The organism is Enterobacter sp. 241F3, from assembly GCF_034106785.1.
GTDB classification, from domain to species: domain Bacteria; phylum Pseudomonadota; class Gammaproteobacteria; order Enterobacterales; family Enterobacteriaceae; genus Enterobacter; species Enterobacter vonholyi.
This window is the reverse complement of sequence record NZ_JAWNDD010000001.1, coordinates 675,628-693,093: the sequence shown is the minus strand read 5'-3', so window position 1 is coordinate 693,093 and position 17,466 is coordinate 675,628. Positions and strand designations below refer to the sequence as shown.

Below are 17,466 nucleotides of genomic sequence, written 5' to 3'. Positions count from 1 at the left end.
GTAAATGATAAGGTTATTGTTTTATAAGGCGTTAACGATAATTATGGCGAATGGGTGTGTCGGGAAGATCGGGTGAAGTGCAAAGAGTTTGTAAATTGTCCCCCGTTAGCGCTGGGCTAACGGGGGAAGGGAGGTCAGGCGATCGCGTTCTCTTCCAGCTGGCGCATAAAGTTACGCACCCAGTCCATGCGGGTTTTGCGCTCCGTCAGCTCCTGGGTAAATTTCAGACGCGTTGGGCCATCCAGACGGAAATGCTGCGGCTGTTTTTGCAGCAGGCCGATCAGCCACATCGGGTTGACGTGGTTCTTCTCCGCGAACTCAATCACGCCGCCTTTTTCGTTGCCTTCGAGCTTACGAATGCCCAGCTTCTGCGCCTGCTGGCGCAGGCGCGCGATATCCAGCAGATTTCGCGCCGCATCGGGCAGCAGACCAAAGCGGTCGATCAGCTCAACCTTAATCTCTTCCAGCTCGTTTTCCGTCTTCGCACTGGCGATGCGCTTGTAGAACGACAGTCGGGTATTCACGTCCGGAATGAAATCGTCCGGCAGCAGGGAAGGCATACGCAACTCGACCTCGGTCTGCTGGCTGGTGAGATCTTCCAGCGACGGCTCGCGACCGGCCTTCAGGGCATCAACCGCGTTCTCAAGCAGCTCCATATAGAGCGAGAAGCCGATGGTCTCCATGGAGCCGCTCTGGTCCTCACCCAGCAGCTCGCCGGCGCCGCGGATCTCGAGATCGTGCGTGGCCAGCGCGAAGCCTGCGCCGAGGTCTTCCAGCGAGGCGATGGCTTCCAGACGCTTCTGCGCGTCGGTGGTCATCGCTTTCGGGTGCGGCGTCAGCAGCCAGGCGTAGGCCTGATGGTGCGAACGCCCGACGCGGCCGCGCAGCTGGTGAAGCTGCGCCAGGCCAAAGTGATCCGCACGTTCAATGATGATGGTGTTCGCCGTCGGAATGTCGATCCCCGTTTCGATGATGGTGGTGCACACGAGCACGTTAAAGCGCTGGTGGTGGAAGTCGTTCATCACCCGTTCCAGCTCGCGCTCGCGCATCTGCCCGTGACCGATAGCAATGCGCGCTTCCGGCACCAGCTCTGCCAGCCTGTCGGCCGCTTTCTGGATGTTTTCCACGTCGTTGTACAGGTAATAGACCTGACCCCCGCGCAGGACTTCACGCAGTATTGCCTCACGCACCACCAGATTATCGTACTCGCGGACGAAGGTTTTTACCGCCAGACGGCGCGCCGGCGGCGTGGCAATAATCGACAGATCGCGCATGCCGCTCATCGCCATGTTCAGGGTTCGCGGGATCGGCGTTGCGGTCAGGGTCAGGATATCGACGTCGGCGCGCATCGCTTTGATGCGTTCCTTATGACGCACCCCGAAGCGGTGCTCTTCATCGACGATCAGCAGCCCCAAATCTTTCCACTTCACGTCGCTTTGCAGCAGCTTATGGGTGCCGATCAGAATATCGATTTTGCCTTCGCTTGCCTGTTCGAGGATCTGCGTCTGTTCTTTGGTGCTGCGAAAACGCGACAGCATCTCGATGCGTACCGGCCAGTTGGCGAAGCGGTCGCGGAAGTTGTCGAAGTGCTGCTGAGCGAGCAGGGTGGTCGGCACCAGCACTGCCACCTGCTTGTTGTTTTCCACCGCAAGGAAGGCGGCGCGCATCGCCACTTCGGTTTTACCGAAGCCGACGTCGCCGCACACTAAACGGTCCATTGCCAGCGGCTGGCACATGTCGCTCAGCACGGCGTTAATAGCCTGAGCCTGATCCGGCGTGGTTTCAAACGGGAAGCTGTCGCAGAACAGCTGATACTGTTCCTTATCATGCTTAAAGGCGAAGCCCTCTTTGGCCGCGCGCTGGGCGTAGATATCCAGCAGCTCGGCGGCCACGTCACGCACTTTTTCCGCGGCCTTCTGGCGCGCGCGCGCCCAGGCGTCGCCGCCCAGCTTGTGCAGCGGCGCGTTCTCTTCGGCACCGCCCGCGTAGCGGCTGATCAGATGCAGGGACGACACCGGAACATACAGTTTGGCGTCGTTCGCGTAGGTGAGCATCAGGTATTCACCTTTAATACCGCCCGCTTCCAGCGTGGTCATCCCCTGATAGCGTCCAACGCCATGCTCCAGGTGCACAATCGGCTGGCCCGGATGCAGCTCGGCCAGGTTACGGATCAGCGTGTCCGGGTTGATGGTTCGACGGCTGTCCTGACGGCGGCGCGCGACGCGCTCGCCCAGCAGGTCGCTTTCGCAAATCAGCGCCAGGTTGTTGAGCGTGTCGATGAACCCATGCTCGGCGGCGCCAATCATCAGGTAACGACCGTTTCCGGTTGCTTCGCTCAGGCGCAGGATGCGCTTCGGCGCCACCTTAATGCGTCCCAGCAGCTCACCCAAAGCTTCGCGGCGGCCTTCACTCTCAACGGAGAACACCACCGGGCCGGTAAAGGACTCCAGGAACTTGCGCAGATTATCCAGCGGGGATTTCTGCTGCGCCTGGACGGCCAGGTCCGGCAGCGTCCGGAAGGCGAGGTTGGTGTTGGCGGCCTTGTCGGCAAGCGAATCGGTTTTCAGCTGCATGCGCGGCCAGCGCTTCAGCTCGGCGTTGAGCTCGTCGGTGCGCAGCCACAGCGCTTCCGGCGGCAGCAGCGGACGCATCGGGTCAACGCCCCGGTTTTCGAAGCGAGCGCGGGTTTCGCTTTCAAAGCGGCTGGCGCTGGCGTCGATATCGCCGGTGTTAACAATCAGCGTATTCGCCGGGAAGTAGCTGAACAGGGCAGGCAGCGGCTCGTTAAAGAACAGCGGCTGCCAGTATTCGATCCCGGCAGGCAGCGTGCCTTTGCTGACCTGCTGATAAATATGTTCCGCGTCGCGCTTCACCTCGAACCTATCGCGCCACTGGCTGCGGAACAGTTCGATAGCGGTTTTGTCCGTGGGGAACTCATGCGCGGGCAGTAAATTGATGGACTCCACTTCCTCCAGCGTGCGCTGCGTGTCGGCGTCAAAGACGCGCAGGCTGTCGATTTCATCATCAAAGAAGTCCAGACGATACGGCTGGTCGCTGCCCATCGGGTAAAGGTCGAGCAGCGCGCCGCGGGTCGCGTATTCCCCGTGTTCCATCACCTGGTCGACGTGGCGATAGCCGGCCCCGTCAAGCTGCGCCCGCAGGGCATCACGGGACAGGCGCTGGCCTTTTTTCATCACCAGCGCGTGGCCGTGCAGGTAGCTGTGCGGACAGACGCGCTGCATCAGGGTGTTCACCGGTACAATCAGCACGCCGCGCTGCATGGTCGGAAGCTGGTAGAGCGTCGACAGGCGCGAGGAGATGATCTCCTGGTGCGGAGAGAAGCTGTCATAGGGCAGCGTTTCCCAGTCGGCCAGGCTGAACACCAGATTATCGGTGAACTGGCGAATTTCATCGTGCAGGCGCAGGGCGTTTTGCATATCCGGGGCAACCAGGATCACCGGCCCTTGATGACGCTCGGCGATTTCCGCCACCAGCGTGGCGCACGCCGCGCCCGTGAGTTCACCCAGCTGGCGCTGGTCGCCCGCTTTGACAGGCAAGGAATAACGATAGTGTTCAGGCATGGCTATGTCAGAGTCTCTTATGGATATACCAACAGTATTGGGGCATATCACTGATACGCAATGTCTTTATTATCCTCGATCGTTTTGCATAAGCAAATCGTAACCGCACGGCAGGGCTAAACGCCCCCGAAACGGGGGCGGAGAGGGCATTAACGCGTTGAGGGGGACAGGGTCAGCGTAGACGGAGGAGAGAAGAAAACGTCGCCAAACAGCGCGGTGGAAATTTTACGCACCCCGAGCCCGGCCAGGGTACAGATCAGCAGGCTGGCAAACGGGTAGACCAGAATTAAGGTGAGTTCAGCCCAGACCGGCCAGTAAGCGGCATTCATCTCGCCAATCAGGAACAGGCTGAAGGCCTCAATCAAGATGCGGTGGGTGGTATAAATCGCAATGGTATTGGAGCCAATCACGTTCAACAGGTTGTCAGGGTGAACGGCATAGCACTGCTCAAAGCTGTAGAATAGCTTCATGATCAGCACAATCGACAGCAATGAGAGCAGCAGCGGAACGTTAGCAAACCACAGCACCACGGAGACGGCGGCGAAAGCGACGGTTGCCAGCCAGAGGCGGCGCAGGCTGACGCTTTTCATCCACGCCATCAGCGTCGCGCCATACCACGCCCCGAGACTGTAGTAGATCATGTTGCGGACCACGCTGTTCATTCCCCACCACGGCAGCGGCAGGAAGTTGATCGCGATGCTTGCCAGCGCCAGCAGCCCCAGCATCGGCAGCTTCCAGCGGCTCAGCAGTTTACACAGCGTGAAGTACACGACCAGGGCATACAGATACCACAGGCTGGTGCTGGCAGTGAGCATGCCTTGCACAAATCCCGAGAGCGAGTCGGCGTAGGCCGCGTTCGACGAGGTGGCAAGCTCGCGATCGGGCGCCAGCCAGGCATTCAGGTGGGTCAGCGCCTGCCATTGCAAAATCCCCCACAGCGCCAGCACCCAGACAATGCTCCAGATTCGCTTGTCGAGACTGGTTCGCCAGTCCACCTCGTCAATATAACGACGGATCAGATAGCCGGAGATAAAGAAAAAGACCGGCATACGGAAGGGGGCAAGATAGAGATTAAAATAGACCCAGCATTTGGCGAGAAGGCCGGAGAGCGGGTGTTGCAGCCCGATCAGATGCGGATAAAACGTGATAACCGAATGATAGATAACCACCAGGCAGATACACAGCCCTTTTATCTGGTTAATCCATAATGCTTTTTGCTTCATTGTTCGCAACTACCTTATTGCCATAGACGAACGAGCAATTGTTGTTAAACGAAACCGTGCTGTAATGGGTAACAGTCTGTATCAGGAGGTTTTTCGGAAAAGGTGGAGGTTGCGAGGGGCGGTTTCAGATATTAGTACCCTGATTTGTCTGAATTTTTTGGAAAAATGATTACCAAAGCTTACGGTTTCAGTCATTTACGCTTAACGGATTCGCTTATATACTCGTGGGTCTGCTATCAGCAAACAGACGGACTTCATGTATCAACCTGTCGCACTCTTCATAGGCTTACGCTACATGCGTGGGCGCGCCGCGGACCGCTTCGGTCGCTTTGTCTCCTGGCTATCGACTATTGGCATTACGCTTGGCGTGATGGCTCTGGTGACGGTGCTTTCCGTCATGAATGGCTTCGAGCGCGAGCTGCAAAACAACATCCTGGGGCTGATGCCGCAGGCCGTACTCTCATCCACTAACGGCTCGGTTAACCCGCAGCAGCTGCCGGAAAGCGCGGCGAAGTTACAGGGCGTTACGCGCGTAGCGCCGTTGACCACCGGCGACGTGGTGCTGCAAAGCGCCCGCAGCGTGGCGGTCGGCGTGATGCTGGGTATCGACCCGACGCAAAACGATCCGCTGACGCCGTATCTCGTTAACGTGAAGCAGACCGACCTGGAAGCCGGGAAATACAACGTGATTCTGGGCGAGCAGCTTGCCGGACAGCTTGGCGTCAACCGTGGCGATCAGCTGCGCGTAATGGTCCCTTCTGCCAGCCAGTTTACGCCGATGGGGCGTTTGCCAAGCCAGCGTCTGTTTAACGTGATTGGTACTTTTGCCGCCAACAGCGAAGTCGATGGCTACCAGATGCTGGTTAACATCCAGGACGCGTCACGCCTGATGCGCTACCCGGCCGGAAATATCACCGGCTGGCGCCTGTGGCTTGACGCGCCGCTGAAGGTGGATACCCTCAGCCAGCAAAAACTGCCGGACGGCACCAAATGGCAGGACTGGCGCGAGCGTAAAGGCGAGCTGTTCCAGGCCGTGCGGATGGAGAAAAACATGATGGGGCTGCTGCTGAGCCTGATCGTCGCCGTGGCGGCATTTAACATCATCACCTCGCTGGGCCTGATGGTGATGGAGAAGCAGGGCGAGGTCGCTATCCTGCAAACCCAGGGTCTGACGCCGCGCCAGATCATGGCCGTGTTTATGGTGCAGGGCGCCAGCGCCGGTATCATCGGTGCGCTGCTCGGGGCGGTGCTGGGTGCGCTGCTTGCCAGCCAGCTCAATAACTTAATGCCGATCATCGGCGCCCTGCTCGACGGCGCGGCGCTGCCGGTGGCTATCGAGCCGCTGCAGGTGGTCGGTATTGCGCTGGCCGCGATGGCCATTGCGCTGCTTTCTACGCTTTATCCTTCCTGGCGCGCCGCCGCCACTCAACCCGCTGAGGCTTTACGTTATGAATAAGATCCTGTTGCAATGCGACAACCTGTCCAAACGCTATCAGGAAGGCACTGTGCAAACCGACGTGCTGCACAATGTGAGCTTCAGCGTGGGCGAAGGCGAGATGATGGCGATTGTCGGCAGCTCCGGCTCGGGCAAAAGTACGCTGCTGCATCTGCTGGGCGGGCTGGATACCCCAACCAACGGCGACGTGATTTTCTCCGGCCAGCCGATGAGCAAAATGTCCTCGGCGGCGAAGGCCGAGCTGCGCAACCGCGAGCTGGGCTTTATCTACCAGTTTCACCATCTGCTGCCGGACTTCACGGCGCTGGAAAACGTCGCGATGCCGCTGCTGATTGGCAAAAAGAAACCGGCAGAGATTAACGCCCGCGCCAGCGACATGCTGAAAGCGGTAGGGCTGGGCCATCGCGGAAACCACCGTCCGTCGGAGCTGTCCGGCGGCGAGCGCCAGCGCGTGGCGATTGCCCGTGCGCTGGTCAACAACCCGCGTCTGGTGCTGGCGGATGAGCCCACCGGGAACCTGGACGCCCGTAATGCGGACAGTATTTTCCAGCTTCTGGGCGAGCTGAACGCCTCGCAGGGCACCGCGTTTCTGGTCGTAACCCACGATCTGCAGCTGGCAAAACGCATGGGGCGTCAGCTTGAGATGCGCGACGGTCATCTGAACGCGGAACTGACCCTGATGGGAGCAGAGTAATGGCGTCACCGTTATCGTTACTCATCGGTTTACGTTTTAGCCGCGGCCGCCGTCGCGGCGGCATGGTGTCGCTGATCTCCGTCATCTCGACCATCGGTATTGCGCTGGGCGTGGCGGTGCTGATTGTGGGCTTAAGCGCCATGAACGGCTTCGAGCGCGAGCTGAATAACCGCATTCTGGCGGTGGTGCCGCACGGGGAGATCGAGCCGGTTAACCAGCCGTGGACGAACTGGAGCGATGCGCTCACCAAAGTTGAAAAAGTGCCGGGCATCGCCGCGGCCGCGCCCTACATTAACTTTACCGGGCTGGTGGAAAGCGGGGTAAACCTGCGCGCCATTCAGGTTAAAGGGGTCAACCCGGCGCAGGAAGCGCGTCTCAGCGCGCTGCCAAACTATGTGCAGAACGGCGCGTGGGCCAACTTTAAGGCTGGCGAGCAGCAGATCATCATGGGTAAAGGCGTTGCCGATGCTCTGAAGGTGAAGCAGGGCGACTGGGTGTCAATCATGATCCCGAACGCCAGCACCGACCACAAACTGCAGCAGCCAAAACGCGTGCGCCTGCACGTTACTGGTATTCTTCAGCTGAGCGGTCAGCTTGACCACAGCTTTGCGATGGTGCCGATGGAGGATGCGCGGCAGTATCTCGACATGGGCAACAGCGTGACGGGCATTGCCATTAAGGTGAACGACGTCTTTAACGCCAACAAACTGGTGCGTGACGCGGGCAGCGTGACCAATAACTATGTCTACATCAAAAGCTGGATCGGCACTTACGGGTATATGTACCGTGATATCCAGATGATCCGCGCCATCATGTATCTGGCGATGGTGCTGGTGATTGGCGTGGCGTGCTTTAATATCGTTTCGACGCTGGTGATGGCGGTCAAGGACAAGAGCGGCGACATCGCCGTGCTGCGTACGCTGGGGGCGAAAGACGGTCTTATTCGCGCCATCTTCGTCTGGTACGGTTTGCTGGCGGGTCTGTTCGGTAGCCTGTGCGGCGTGGTGATTGGCGTGGTGGTTTCCCTGCAGCTGACGCCGATTATCAACGGTATTGAAAAGCTTATTGGTCACCAGTTCCTGTCGGGTGATATCTATTTTATTGACTTCCTGCCGTCTGAACTGCACTGGCTGGATGTTTTTTATGTGCTGCTTACAGCACTTTTACTGAGTCTGCTGGCAAGCTGGTATCCGGCGCGTCGCGCAAGCCGAATTGATCCGGCGAGGGTATTAAGTGGCCAGTAATTACGTCATGATCTAGCGGCTTTCGGGTCGCCAGATCGAAAGAGGAATGCGTTATGTATTATGGATTTGATATTGGCGGCACCAAGATTGCGCTCGGCGTGTTTGATAAAAACCTCAAACTGCAGTGGGAAACCCGCGTTCCTACGCCGCGCGAAAGTTATGACGAATTTTTAACCGCCATTGCCGCGCTGGTGGCTCAGGCGGATGAACGCTTTGGGGTCAAAGGCAGCGTCGGCATTGGCATTCCGGGCATGCCCGAAACCGACGACGGTACGCTGTACGCGGCCAACGTGCCTGCCGCCAGCGGTAAACCGCTGCGTGCCGATCTCTCAGCTCTCCTTGAACGCGACGTGCGTTTAGACAACGATGCCAACTGCTTCGCGCTCTCTGAAGCCTGGGATGATGAATTCCGTCAATATTCTCTGGTGATGGGGCTGATCCTCGGTACCGGCGTCGGCGGAGGAATCGTCATCAACGGTAAGCCCATCACCGGCCGCAGCTACATTACCGGCGAGTTTGGCCATATCCGCCTGCCGGTGGACGCGCTGGAAGTGGTGGGGCGTGATTTCCCGCTGACACGCTGCGGCTGCGGGCAGCACGGCTGTATTGAGAACTACCTGTCAGGCCGCGGGTTTGCATGGCTTTACGAACACTTCTATCATCAGAAACTTGAGGCCCCTCAAATCATTACCCTGTGGGAGCAAGGGGATGCGCAGGCGCGTGAGCACGTCGAGCGCTACCTGGATCTGCTGGCGGTGTGTCTGGGAAATATTCTCACCATCGTCGACCCGGATCTGCTGGTGATCGGGGGAGGGCTTTCAAACTTTACCGCGATTACGGAACGGTTGTCCGGGCGTTTGCCCCGACATTTATTGCCGGTTGCCCGCGTGCCGCGTATTGAACGCGCGCGACACGGGGACGCAGGAGGCATGCGCGGAGCCGCATTCCTTCATCTCACCGATTAGTTTACGAGGTTTCTATGCTGTCGCGTCGCCAGGGTCGACTCAGCCGTTTTCGCAAAAACAAACGCCGCTTGCGTGAGCGCTTGCGCCAGCGGATCTTTTTCAGAGACAGAATGATGCCAGAAGCGATGGATAAACCCAGAGTGGTGGTGCTGACCGGAGCGGGGATCTCGGCCGAGTCAGGAATTCGAACCTTCCGCGCGGCGGACGGGCTGTGGGAAGAGCACCGCGTGGAGGATGTCGCCACGCCGGAAGGCTTTGCCCGTGACCCGGATCTCGTGCAGGCATTTTACAACGCACGCCGTCGTCAGCTTCAGCAGCCTGACGTCGCGCCGAATGCGGCGCATCTGGCGCTGGCGAAGCTGGAAGAGGCGCTGGGCGATCGTTTTCTGCTGGTGACGCAGAATATCGACAACCTCCACGAACGGGCCGGTAACAAGAACATCATCCACATGCACGGCGAGCTGCTCAAGGTTCGCTGCGCATGGAGCGGTCAGGTGCTGGACTGGAAAGAGGACGTTCTGCCAGAGGATAAGTGCCACTGCTGCCAGTTCCCGTCGCGCCTGCGTCCTCACGTGGTCTGGTTTGGCGAAATGCCGCTGGGAATGGATGAGATCTACAGCGCGCTGGCGATGGCCGACGTGTTTATCGCCATCGGAACATCCGGCCACGTTTACCCTGCGGCAGGGTTTGTCCACGAAGCGCGACTGCACGGTGCGCATACGGTAGAGCTCAACCTTGAGCCAAGCCAGGTAGGCAGCGAGTTTGAAGAGAAACACTATGGCCTGGCAAGCACGGTCGTCCCGGAGTTTGTCGACAAGCTGCTGAAAGGGCTGTAACGGCAATCGCCTGAAAAGGCACCCGCCCAGCGGGTGCCTTTTTATTTAAGAATGAAAGAACGCCAGCGTCTTCTCCAGCGATTTAGCCTGCTCGTCCAGCGAGAGCGCCGCAGCGGAGATCTGCTGAACCAGAGAGGCGTTCTGCTGGGTGGTGCTGTCCATCTGGTTAACGGCGGTACTGACCTGGCTTATCCCGCGGTTCTGCTCGTCCAGCGCCTGGACAATGTCGTTGATGACCAGATGCACGTGCGACACCGCATCAATCACCTGTTTCATCATTACGCCGGTTTCATTGACCAGCTCAACGCCTTTGCTGACGCGGCCTGAGGACTCGGCAATCAGCTGGGAAATTTCTTTAGCCGCGTTAGCGCTTCGCTGGGCCAGGTTGCGCACTTCACCTGCGACCACTGCGAAACCGCGCCCCTGTTCGCCCGCGCGCGCCGCTTCAACGGCAGCATTCAGCGCCAGGATATTGGTCTGGAAGGCGATGCCGTCGACGATGCTGTTAATCTCACCGATCTTACGCGCGCTCTCGTCAATCTCTCCGATCACCATCACCACGTCGTTTACCAGCGTTTCGCCATGCCCGGCGAGGCTCGCGGCGCGATCGGTCAGCGTGGTCGCCTTGTGGGCGTTGTCGGCATTATTTTTAACCGTGACCGAAATCTCTTCCATGCTGGCTGCTGTTTCAACAATCGCCGCCGCCTGTTCTTCGGTACGTGAGGCGAGGTCAAGGTTGCCCGCCGAAATTTCGCTGGTGCCGCCGTGCACGGAGTGGCTGGCTTCGCTGATGTTGTCGACGATGCGCTTGAGCTGCGTCTGCATGGTGTGCAGGGCATAAAAAATGCTGTGGGTATCCCCGGAACGAACCGGGATGGTGTTGTTCAGCTCTCCCCGGGCAACGGCCAGGGCGATCCCGGCGGCCTCCGAAGGTTCCCCTCCAACCGGACGGTCAACCTTGCGGGTAAAGATCTGGGCCATCACCAGGCTGACCGCAACGATGCTTAACATCATCATGATGATGGCTTTCAGTAAAAATGCCCGCGCTTCGGCCATCACTTCGCTAACCGGAGTAATAATGGCCAGCTTCCACGGCGTCTGGCTGTTACCGACGGCGATGTCCTGCCAGGTGATGAACACGTCCTCCTTCAGCAGCGGATCGTTTACCCGGGTGACGTCATGACCGGCAATCTGACCCGCGTATGGCTTGCCTGCCGCCTGTTTGTCCGGGCTGGACACCACGTTATTACCCGCTGAGAGGAGCAGGGCGTAGCCTGTGCCGTTCCACGGTTTAATCGCGCCGATCGTGGACTGCAGCGTGGCGAGGGAGAAGTCAGAGGTGACCGAACCCAGAAACTGTCCGTCACGCATGATGGGTGCGGCAATCGAGGTGAGCATCACGTCCACGCCGTTGTAGGGGTAAATATAGGGCTCGATGATCACATCTTTATGCCGCTGTTTCGGCAGCAGGTAATAATCACCGCTGCCGGGTGTTTCGATGTCAGTCAGCAGGTGTAATGCCGGTTTGCCGGTGGCATCGCGGTCGACGTAGCGGGCGTAGCGTCCGGCAGGATCTTCACCGCTCTGACCGGCAAAGGCGGCATCTTTATCGTCGAACGCGTTGGGCTCAAAGGCCATCGACATGGAGAGAAACTGTGGGTGAGCCGAGAGGTAGTGGATAAGCAGCTGGTTCAGGCTCTGGCGGTCGGATACGCCCGCCTCGCGCAGTGCCAGGGCGCTGTTGCCCATATCCCGGGCGGCAGTCAGGGCGGAATCCAGCTGTTTGCTGACCTGTAAAGCCTGTACCTCGGCTATCTGGCGGATATGTTTTTTGGCCAGCACCTCCTGCTGCGCCATCCACTGCCACATCATAAACCCGATCGTTGCCGTAAAGCCCACCGTCACGGTGAGGAAAATGGACAATAGCATCAACGTCTTGACTCTTATTTTTTGTTTTCGGACCATGGCGTCTTTCATTCTCATCTCCCGTAATGTTGTGCATGTCGGGCAGGCACACAGTACTTATCGGATATTTCATCCTCTTTCTGTAGAGCGCCGGATATATTTAATTTAAATTCCAGAATATTTAATCCCGTTAATTAGTGTGGATGCTTTTATTTTGTGCATTCAATCAAAATAGCGCTCGATAATGCTCGTTATCATCGTGTAGAAAGAGGATGCTAATAAATATTAAGTGGTAAAGGAGGATGGGATATGTACGGATTTATTGCGCGACAACCCATTTTTAACCCTGAGATGAAGACGGTGGCCTATGAGCTGCTCTTTAGAGACGGGATGACAAACCGTTTTCCGGATGTGTCGGCGGAATATGCCACCTCCAGAATGATATCCGATCAGTTTTTATGCGTGCCGTCCCAGCGCATCGCCGGGGCACATACGTCGTTTATTAATTTCCCTTCGCGAATGGTCATAGACCGCAGTGGAGAAGCGCTGGATAAAGAGAGCGTGGTCATTGAGATCCTTGAAGATGCTGTGCCGGGAGCGGAACTGCTGCAGGCCGTCAGGGAGATGAATGCGCATGGTTATCAGTTTGCGCTTGATGATTTCACCCTTGCACCAGAATGGGATGCTTTTTTACCCTATATTTCAATACTGAAATTTGACGTCAGAAATTACACCTTAGCGCAAATTAAACAGTATCTGAAAACGCGTAAACATCTGACCGGTCATATTAAATATCTCGCTGAAAAAATTGAGACTAAAGAGGAATTCAACCAATACAGGGACGAGGGGTTTTCCCTTTTTCAAGGCTATTTTTTCTGCCGCCCGGAGGTCATTAAATATAAACGGCTGTCGCAAAATCAGCTGGCGATTTTTCGACTGCAAATGGAGGTCGGACGCAATAAGCCTGATTTTCGAATTATCGAGTCGTTGATAAAAACCGATCTCACGCTCTCTTATAAAATCATGCGCTATATGAAGCATACGGCGTTTAAGCATGTCGGCGCCTGTAATTTCAGCAAGTTAACCCTGAGCGAGGTGCTCAGGTATCTTGGCGAAAATCAGCTCCGACGGTTTGTTGCCGTCGTGGTCCTCGCCAGTGCGGGCAATGATACCGTCAGCGAGCTTTATCCGCTGAGCATGATGCGCGGCAAGTTCTGCGAGCTGATCGCAGAGACGATGAACGAACCGATTCTGGCTGAAAATGCGTTCATGTGCGGCCTGTTTTCTCTTCTGGATACCCTCCTTGAGCTGCCGATGGCAGAGTTGATGAAGCAAATTGCGGTCCCGCAGAGCGTGAGCAACGCGCTTTGTCATCAGGAAGGACGGTTAGCCGATATGATTAACCTTTGCCGTTACTATGAACAGCAGCAGTGGGACGAAGCGACCAGAGTACGTCAGAGGCTGGGGCTGTCGGATGAAGAAGTGGTTGAGGCGATGCGAAAGGCGACGATCTGGGCAGGAGAGAATGCGGTCAGTTAATCCTTCCTCACGCCGTACAGGCGGCGTGAGGAAGAACGCGATACCGTTACCGGCCCGCTTTTAACTTCTGGTAATACTCTTCGTAGAGGCGGCTGGCGTCGCCGACATCGTTCTGCCATTCGCCTTTGCTGATGGTTTCGGCATCCGGATAGAGCGATTTATCGTTAGCCACGTCAGGCTTCAGCAGCTTGCGTGCGGCGAGGTTTGGCGTCGGGTAGCCAATCGTCTCGGCAACCTGTTTCGCCACGTCCGGGCGCAGCAGGAAGTTAATCAGCTTATGCGCCCCTTCAACGTTTTTCGCATTGGCCGGAATAGACAGGCTGTCCATCCAGAAAATCCCACCTTCTTTCGGCCAGACCACCTCAAGCGGCGTACCGGCCTGACGGGCAACATACGCGGAGCCGTTCCAGACCATCCCCAGATTTACTTCGCCTTCCATATACGGGTTTGCCGGGTTATCAGAGTTGAATGCCGCCACGTTAGGCATCAGCTTTTTCAGCTCGGCATACGCCGCTTCAATCTCTTTAGGATCCGTCGTATTGCCCGAGTAGCCCAGCTTGCGCAGTGCCACCTGGAACACTTCGCGTGCGTCGTCGGTCAACAGCAGGCTGCCCTTGTATTCCGGTTTCCACAGATCGGCCCAGCTTGTCACCGATTTCGGTTCGACGGCCTCGCTGTTAACGCCAATCGCGGTTGCCCCCCAGATATACGGAATGGAGTAGTCGTTATTCGGGTCGAACGGCTTGTTGAGCATCTCAGGATCGAGGTTTGAAAAATGGGTAAGCTTCGTTTTGTCGATCTTCTGGATCATGCCCTCTTTGCGCATTTTGTCGACAAAGTAGGTGGAAGGAACCACCAGATCGTACGCGCCATCTTTGTAAGTTTTCAGCTTGGCGTACATGGTTTCATTCGACTCGTAGGTCGAGTAGATCACCTTGATGCCCGTCTCCTTTGTGAACTGTTCCAGCAGGCCCGGCGGCACGTACTCGGTCCAGTTGTAGAAGTAGAGCGTTTTGCTGTCATCAGCGTGCGCGGCACCCATGCCGAGCACCAGCGCCGCAGCGGCGAGCATTTTTTTCATTTCATTGTCCCCTGAGATTTTGTTTTATCACGAGCAATAACCTGGCTGGCGATCACCAGAACCAGCGAAAATACCAGCAGAATGGTCGCCAGCGCGTTCACCTCGGGTGAAACGCCGACTTTCACCATCGAATAGATTTTCAACGGCAGAATTTCATAGCTCGGCCCGGTCACGAAGGAGGAGACCACCACGTCATCCATCGACAGGGTAAAGCTCAGCAGCCATCCGGCCGCCACGGCGGGCATCGCCAGCGGCAGGATGATTTTGCGCAGGATTGTCATCTCGCTGGCGCCCAGATCTTTCGCCGCCTCCAGCATGCGCACGTCGAACCCTTTCAGGCGCGCAAAGACGGTCACCACCACAAACGGCAGGCAGAAGGTGATATGGGAAAACAGCAGCGACCAGAAGCCAAGCTGTACGCCCAGCAGCATAAACAGCACCAGCAGCGAAATCGCCATCACGATATCCGGCGACATCATCACCACAAACAGCATGCCGCTGACGAACGGTTTACCGCGAAAGCGGTAGCGGTAGAGCGCCACGGCGGTCAGAGAACCAATTAGCGTGGCAAAGGTGGCGGAGAAGATCGCCATCGTCAGCGAGTGCTGAGCGGCCTGCAGCAGGCTGTCGTTGTTCATCAGCAGGCTGTACCAGCTGGTGGTAAAGCCCTGCCAGTTAATCCCGAAGCGTGAGCTGTTAAACGAGTTCACGATCAAAATAACGATCGGGATATACAGGTAAGCGTAAATGGCGGTCATAAAACCGCCGCGAAGCAGTCGACCGATCATTCGAGTTCCACCTTCTTGTTCAGCAGCCGTGAAGCGCGCCAGTAGACCAGCAGCATCAGACCCATCACCACCGTCAGCGTGATGCTGGTGGCGGACCCGAACGGCCAGTCGCGAATGTTCAGGAACTGACTCTTGATCACATTCCCAATCAGCAGGTTTTTCGCGCCACCCATCAGGTCAGAAACGTAGAACAGACCCATGGCCGGAAGCATGACCAGCAAACAGCCCGCGATAATACCGGGCATGGTCAGCGGGATGATAATGCGGATAAAGGTCTGGAGCTTGTTGGCACCCAGATCTCTTGCCGCTTCCAGCAGCGGTTTATCCAGCTTCTCTATGCTGGAGTAGAGCGGCATTACCATAAACGGCAGCAGGATATAGACCAGGCCGATAATGACCGCGCTCGGGGTAAACATGATGCGGATCGGCGTATCAATCACCCCCAGCCACAGTAGAAACTCATTGAGGTAGCCTTTGGTGCTGAGGAAGATTTTCAGCCCGTAGATGCGGATTAACGAGTTGGTCCAGAATGGAACAATCAGTAAAAACAGCAGCAGGGGCCGCACCTTTTGCGGCAGGCCCGCCAGGAACCATGCGAAGGGATACCCGAGCACCAGGCAGGCAACGGTGGCAATTAGCGCCATATTGAGCGAGTGCAGCAGCACGTCAAAATAGAGCGGATCGAGCAGGCGCGCGTAGTTATCCAGCGTAAAGACCAGCGAAACGAAGTTAGCGTCGTCGCGGGTCAGGAAGCTGGTGGCGATGATCATCAGGTTGGGTAAAAAGACAAACAACACAAGCCAACCGACGATCGTGGCAATCACCACATTCTGGAACTTACTTGTATTCTTCATCAGCCAGCACAACCTCCCAGCTTTCTACCCAGTTGACAACCATTTTCTGGTCGAGCGAGTGGTCGAAGTCAGGGTCATCCTCGTTAAAGAACTCGCTGACCATCACCATTTTGCCGTTCTCCAGCTCGACAACAGACTCCAGGGTCATGCCTTTGTAGTTGCGCTCGCGGATATAGCCGATTAACCCTTCGGCCTCGGTATTGCCGTGGATTTCATCGACGCGCAGATCTTCCGGGCGCAGCAGAACGTTGAGCTTTTGTCCCTTCTCGACGGGGAAATTCACCGTGATATTGCATTCGCGTCCTTCGACGCTGGCGAGCACGCGCTGGTCGTCCAGACGTTCAATCACCGTGGCGTCAAAGATATTGATCTCGCCAATGAAGCTGGCGACAAACAGGTTCTTCGGCTCTTCGTAGATTTCGCGCGGCGTGCCGTCCTGCTCGATTTTGCCGTCGCGCATCACCACGATGCGGTCTGACATGGTCAGGGCTTCTTCCTGATCGTGGGTGACGAAGACAAAGGTAATGCCGAGCTTGCGCTGCAGGGCTTTGAGCTCGTTCTGCATCTGCTTGCGCAGCTTGTAATCCAGCGCGGAGAGGGATTCATCCAGCAGGAGCAGACGCGGCTTGTTAACCACGGCGCGGGCGATGGCCACGCGCTGCTGCTGGCCGCCGGAAAGCTGATGGGGTTTACGCTGGGCAAACGTCTCAAGCTGTACCATGCGCAGGGCGTCGGTGACGCGCGGTTCGATCTCATGCGCCGGGGTTTTTTGCATCCGCAGGCCAAACGCCACGTTTTCAAAAACGGTCATGTGCGGGAACAGGGCATAACTCTGAAAGACGGTATTAACGTGGCGATCTTCGGCAGGAACCCGGGTAATGTCCTGGTTCTCTAGATGGATATGGCCGTTATCGACGCTTTCCAGCCCGGCGATAAGGCGCAGTACGGTTGTTTTGCCGCAGCCGGAGGGGCCAAGCAGCGTCAGAAATTCACCGTCATTGATGGTGAGAGTGAGGTCGGAAATAACGTCTTTGCCATCAAAACTTTTACGAATTCGTTCCAGTTTCACCAGCGGTGAACGGGTTTGTGTATTCAATTTTTGCGCTGTCCCATATAGACGCCTCAGGCAGCAGACTGAAGCGGGGTTTGTGTGTAACCACCTTGGTGACTCGTAATGAGGGCGGACATTCTACGGCAATCCCCGGTAATCGCCAATCCTTGTCACTGATTCATAAGCTACATTTACTAACGCATAACGATAAAAACGGAAAATATTCTCGTTTGCGGGATAAAAGTGACC

13 protein-coding genes are annotated in these 17,466 nt (G+C 56.9%); 6 read left to right on the top strand and 7 right to left on the bottom strand.

Annotation, left to right across the window (positions count from 1 at the left end):
• Positions 1-134: 134 nt before the first annotated feature.
• A complete protein-coding gene (mfd, locus tag UR504_RS03230; protein WP_111965551.1) occupies positions 135-3,581 on the bottom strand; it encodes a transcription-repair coupling factor in 3,447 nt (1,148 codons plus the stop codon).
• Positions 3,582-3,730: 149 nt separating this feature from the next.
• On the bottom strand, positions 3,731-4,804 hold the full coding sequence (locus UR504_RS03225; RefSeq protein ID WP_320739323.1) for an acyltransferase family protein: 1,074 nt from the start codon (positions 4,802-4,804) through the stop codon (positions 3,731-3,733).
• 256 nt (positions 4,805-5,060) lie between these two features.
• Between UR504_RS03225 and lolC the strand changes: the two genes are divergently transcribed.
• From lolC to cobB, 5 genes are read left to right on the top strand one after another with little or no spacing between them, the layout of a single operon-like run.
• Entirely contained in the window at positions 5,061-6,260 is a 1,200-nt protein-coding gene (lolC, locus tag UR504_RS03220; RefSeq protein WP_127730410.1) for a lipoprotein-releasing ABC transporter permease subunit LolC, read from the top strand.
• The gene (gene lolD / locus UR504_RS03215) at positions 6,253-6,954 is read left to right on the top strand and encodes a lipoprotein-releasing ABC transporter ATP-binding protein LolD (protein ID WP_008500772.1); all 702 of its coding nucleotides are present in this window, start codon (positions 6,253-6,255) and stop codon (positions 6,952-6,954) included. Before lolC ends, lolD begins: the two co-directional genes overlap by 8 nt.
• A complete protein-coding gene (gene lolE / locus UR504_RS03210; RefSeq protein WP_302234741.1) occupies positions 6,954-8,198 on the top strand; it encodes a lipoprotein-releasing ABC transporter permease subunit LolE in 1,245 nt (414 codons plus the stop codon). The genes lolD and lolE overlap by 1 nt, the downstream gene beginning before the upstream one ends.
• 53 nt (positions 8,199-8,251) lie before the next feature.
• The gene (gene nagK, locus UR504_RS03205; RefSeq protein ID WP_271367666.1) at positions 8,252-9,163 is read left to right on the top strand and encodes an N-acetylglucosamine kinase; all 912 of its coding nucleotides are present in this window, start codon (positions 8,252-8,254) and stop codon (positions 9,161-9,163) included.
• A gap of 14 nt (positions 9,164-9,177) precedes the next feature.
• Positions 9,178-9,999 (top strand): Sir2 family NAD+-dependent deacetylase, encoded by an 822-nt coding sequence (gene cobB / locus UR504_RS03200; protein WP_021240739.1) that lies wholly within the window; start codon positions 9,178-9,180, stop codon positions 9,997-9,999.
• Between the two features lie 45 nt (positions 10,000-10,044).
• Here cobB and UR504_RS03195 read toward each other — a convergent pair whose 3' ends face one another.
• Positions 10,045-11,976, bottom strand: coding sequence for a methyl-accepting chemotaxis protein (locus UR504_RS03195; RefSeq protein WP_302234742.1), 1,932 nt, complete (start codon positions 11,974-11,976; stop codon positions 10,045-10,047).
• A gap of 237 nt (positions 11,977-12,213) precedes the next feature.
• Between UR504_RS03195 and UR504_RS03190 the strand changes: the two genes are divergently transcribed.
• A complete protein-coding gene (locus UR504_RS03190) occupies positions 12,214-13,443 on the top strand; it encodes an EAL and HDOD domain-containing protein (protein ID WP_115874747.1) in 1,230 nt (409 codons plus the stop codon).
• A 46-nt stretch (positions 13,444-13,489) separates the two neighbouring features.
• Here UR504_RS03190 and potD read toward each other — a convergent pair whose 3' ends face one another.
• Genes potD through potA form a run of 4 tightly spaced genes read right to left on the bottom strand, consistent with a single transcriptional unit; the run spans position 13,490 to position 17,292 of the window.
• The gene (potD, locus tag UR504_RS03185; RefSeq protein ID WP_248173509.1) at positions 13,490-14,524 is read right to left on the bottom strand and encodes a spermidine/putrescine ABC transporter substrate-binding protein PotD; all 1,035 of its coding nucleotides are present in this window, start codon (positions 14,522-14,524) and stop codon (positions 13,490-13,492) included.
• Entirely contained in the window at positions 14,521-15,312 is a 792-nt protein-coding gene (gene potC, locus UR504_RS03180) for a spermidine/putrescine ABC transporter permease PotC (RefSeq protein ID WP_033145228.1), read from the bottom strand. Before potC ends, potD begins: the two co-directional genes overlap by 4 nt.
• On the bottom strand, positions 15,309-16,166 hold the full coding sequence (potB, locus tag UR504_RS03175) for a spermidine/putrescine ABC transporter permease PotB (RefSeq protein ID WP_045401925.1): 858 nt from the start codon (positions 16,164-16,166) through the stop codon (positions 15,309-15,311). Before potB ends, potC begins: the two co-directional genes overlap by 4 nt.
• Positions 16,150-17,292, bottom strand: coding sequence for a spermidine/putrescine ABC transporter ATP-binding protein PotA (potA, locus tag UR504_RS03170; protein WP_302235035.1), 1,143 nt, complete (start codon positions 17,290-17,292; stop codon positions 16,150-16,152). The genes potB and potA overlap by 17 nt, the downstream gene beginning before the upstream one ends.
• Positions 17,293-17,466: the final 174 nt, after the last annotated feature.

Excerpts from the sequence above, each read along its gene's own strand:
- potB (WP_045401925.1), bottom strand. The coding sequence starts at position 16,166 with ATGAAGAATACAAGTAAGTTCCAGAATGTGGTGATTGCCACGATCGTC.
- cobB (WP_021240739.1), top strand. The coding sequence starts at position 9,178 with ATGCTGTCGCGTCGCCAGGGTCGACTCAGCCGTTTTCGCAAAAACAAA.
- lolD (WP_008500772.1), top strand. The coding sequence starts at position 6,253 with ATGAATAAGATCCTGTTGCAATGCGACAACCTGTCCAAACGCTATCAG.
- UR504_RS03225 (WP_320739323.1), bottom strand. The coding sequence starts at position 4,804 with ATGAAGCAAAAAGCATTATGGATTAACCAGATAAAAGGGCTGTGTATC.
- lolC (WP_127730410.1), top strand. The coding sequence starts at position 5,061 with ATGTATCAACCTGTCGCACTCTTCATAGGCTTACGCTACATGCGTGGG.
- UR504_RS03195 (WP_302234742.1), bottom strand. The coding sequence starts at position 11,976 with ATGAAAGACGCCATGGTCCGAAAACAAAAAATAAGAGTCAAGACGTTG.
- potC (WP_033145228.1), bottom strand. The coding sequence starts at position 15,312 with ATGATCGGTCGACTGCTTCGCGGCGGTTTTATGACCGCCATTTACGCT.
- potD (WP_248173509.1), bottom strand. The coding sequence starts at position 14,524 with ATGAAAAAAATGCTCGCCGCTGCGGCGCTGGTGCTCGGCATGGGTGCC.
- mfd (WP_111965551.1), bottom strand. The coding sequence starts at position 3,581 with ATGCCTGAACACTATCGTTATTCCTTGCCTGTCAAAGCGGGCGACCAG.
- lolE (WP_302234741.1), top strand. The coding sequence starts at position 6,954 with ATGGCGTCACCGTTATCGTTACTCATCGGTTTACGTTTTAGCCGCGGC.
- nagK (WP_271367666.1), top strand. The coding sequence starts at position 8,252 with ATGTATTATGGATTTGATATTGGCGGCACCAAGATTGCGCTCGGCGTG.
- UR504_RS03190 (WP_115874747.1), top strand. The coding sequence starts at position 12,214 with ATGTACGGATTTATTGCGCGACAACCCATTTTTAACCCTGAGATGAAG.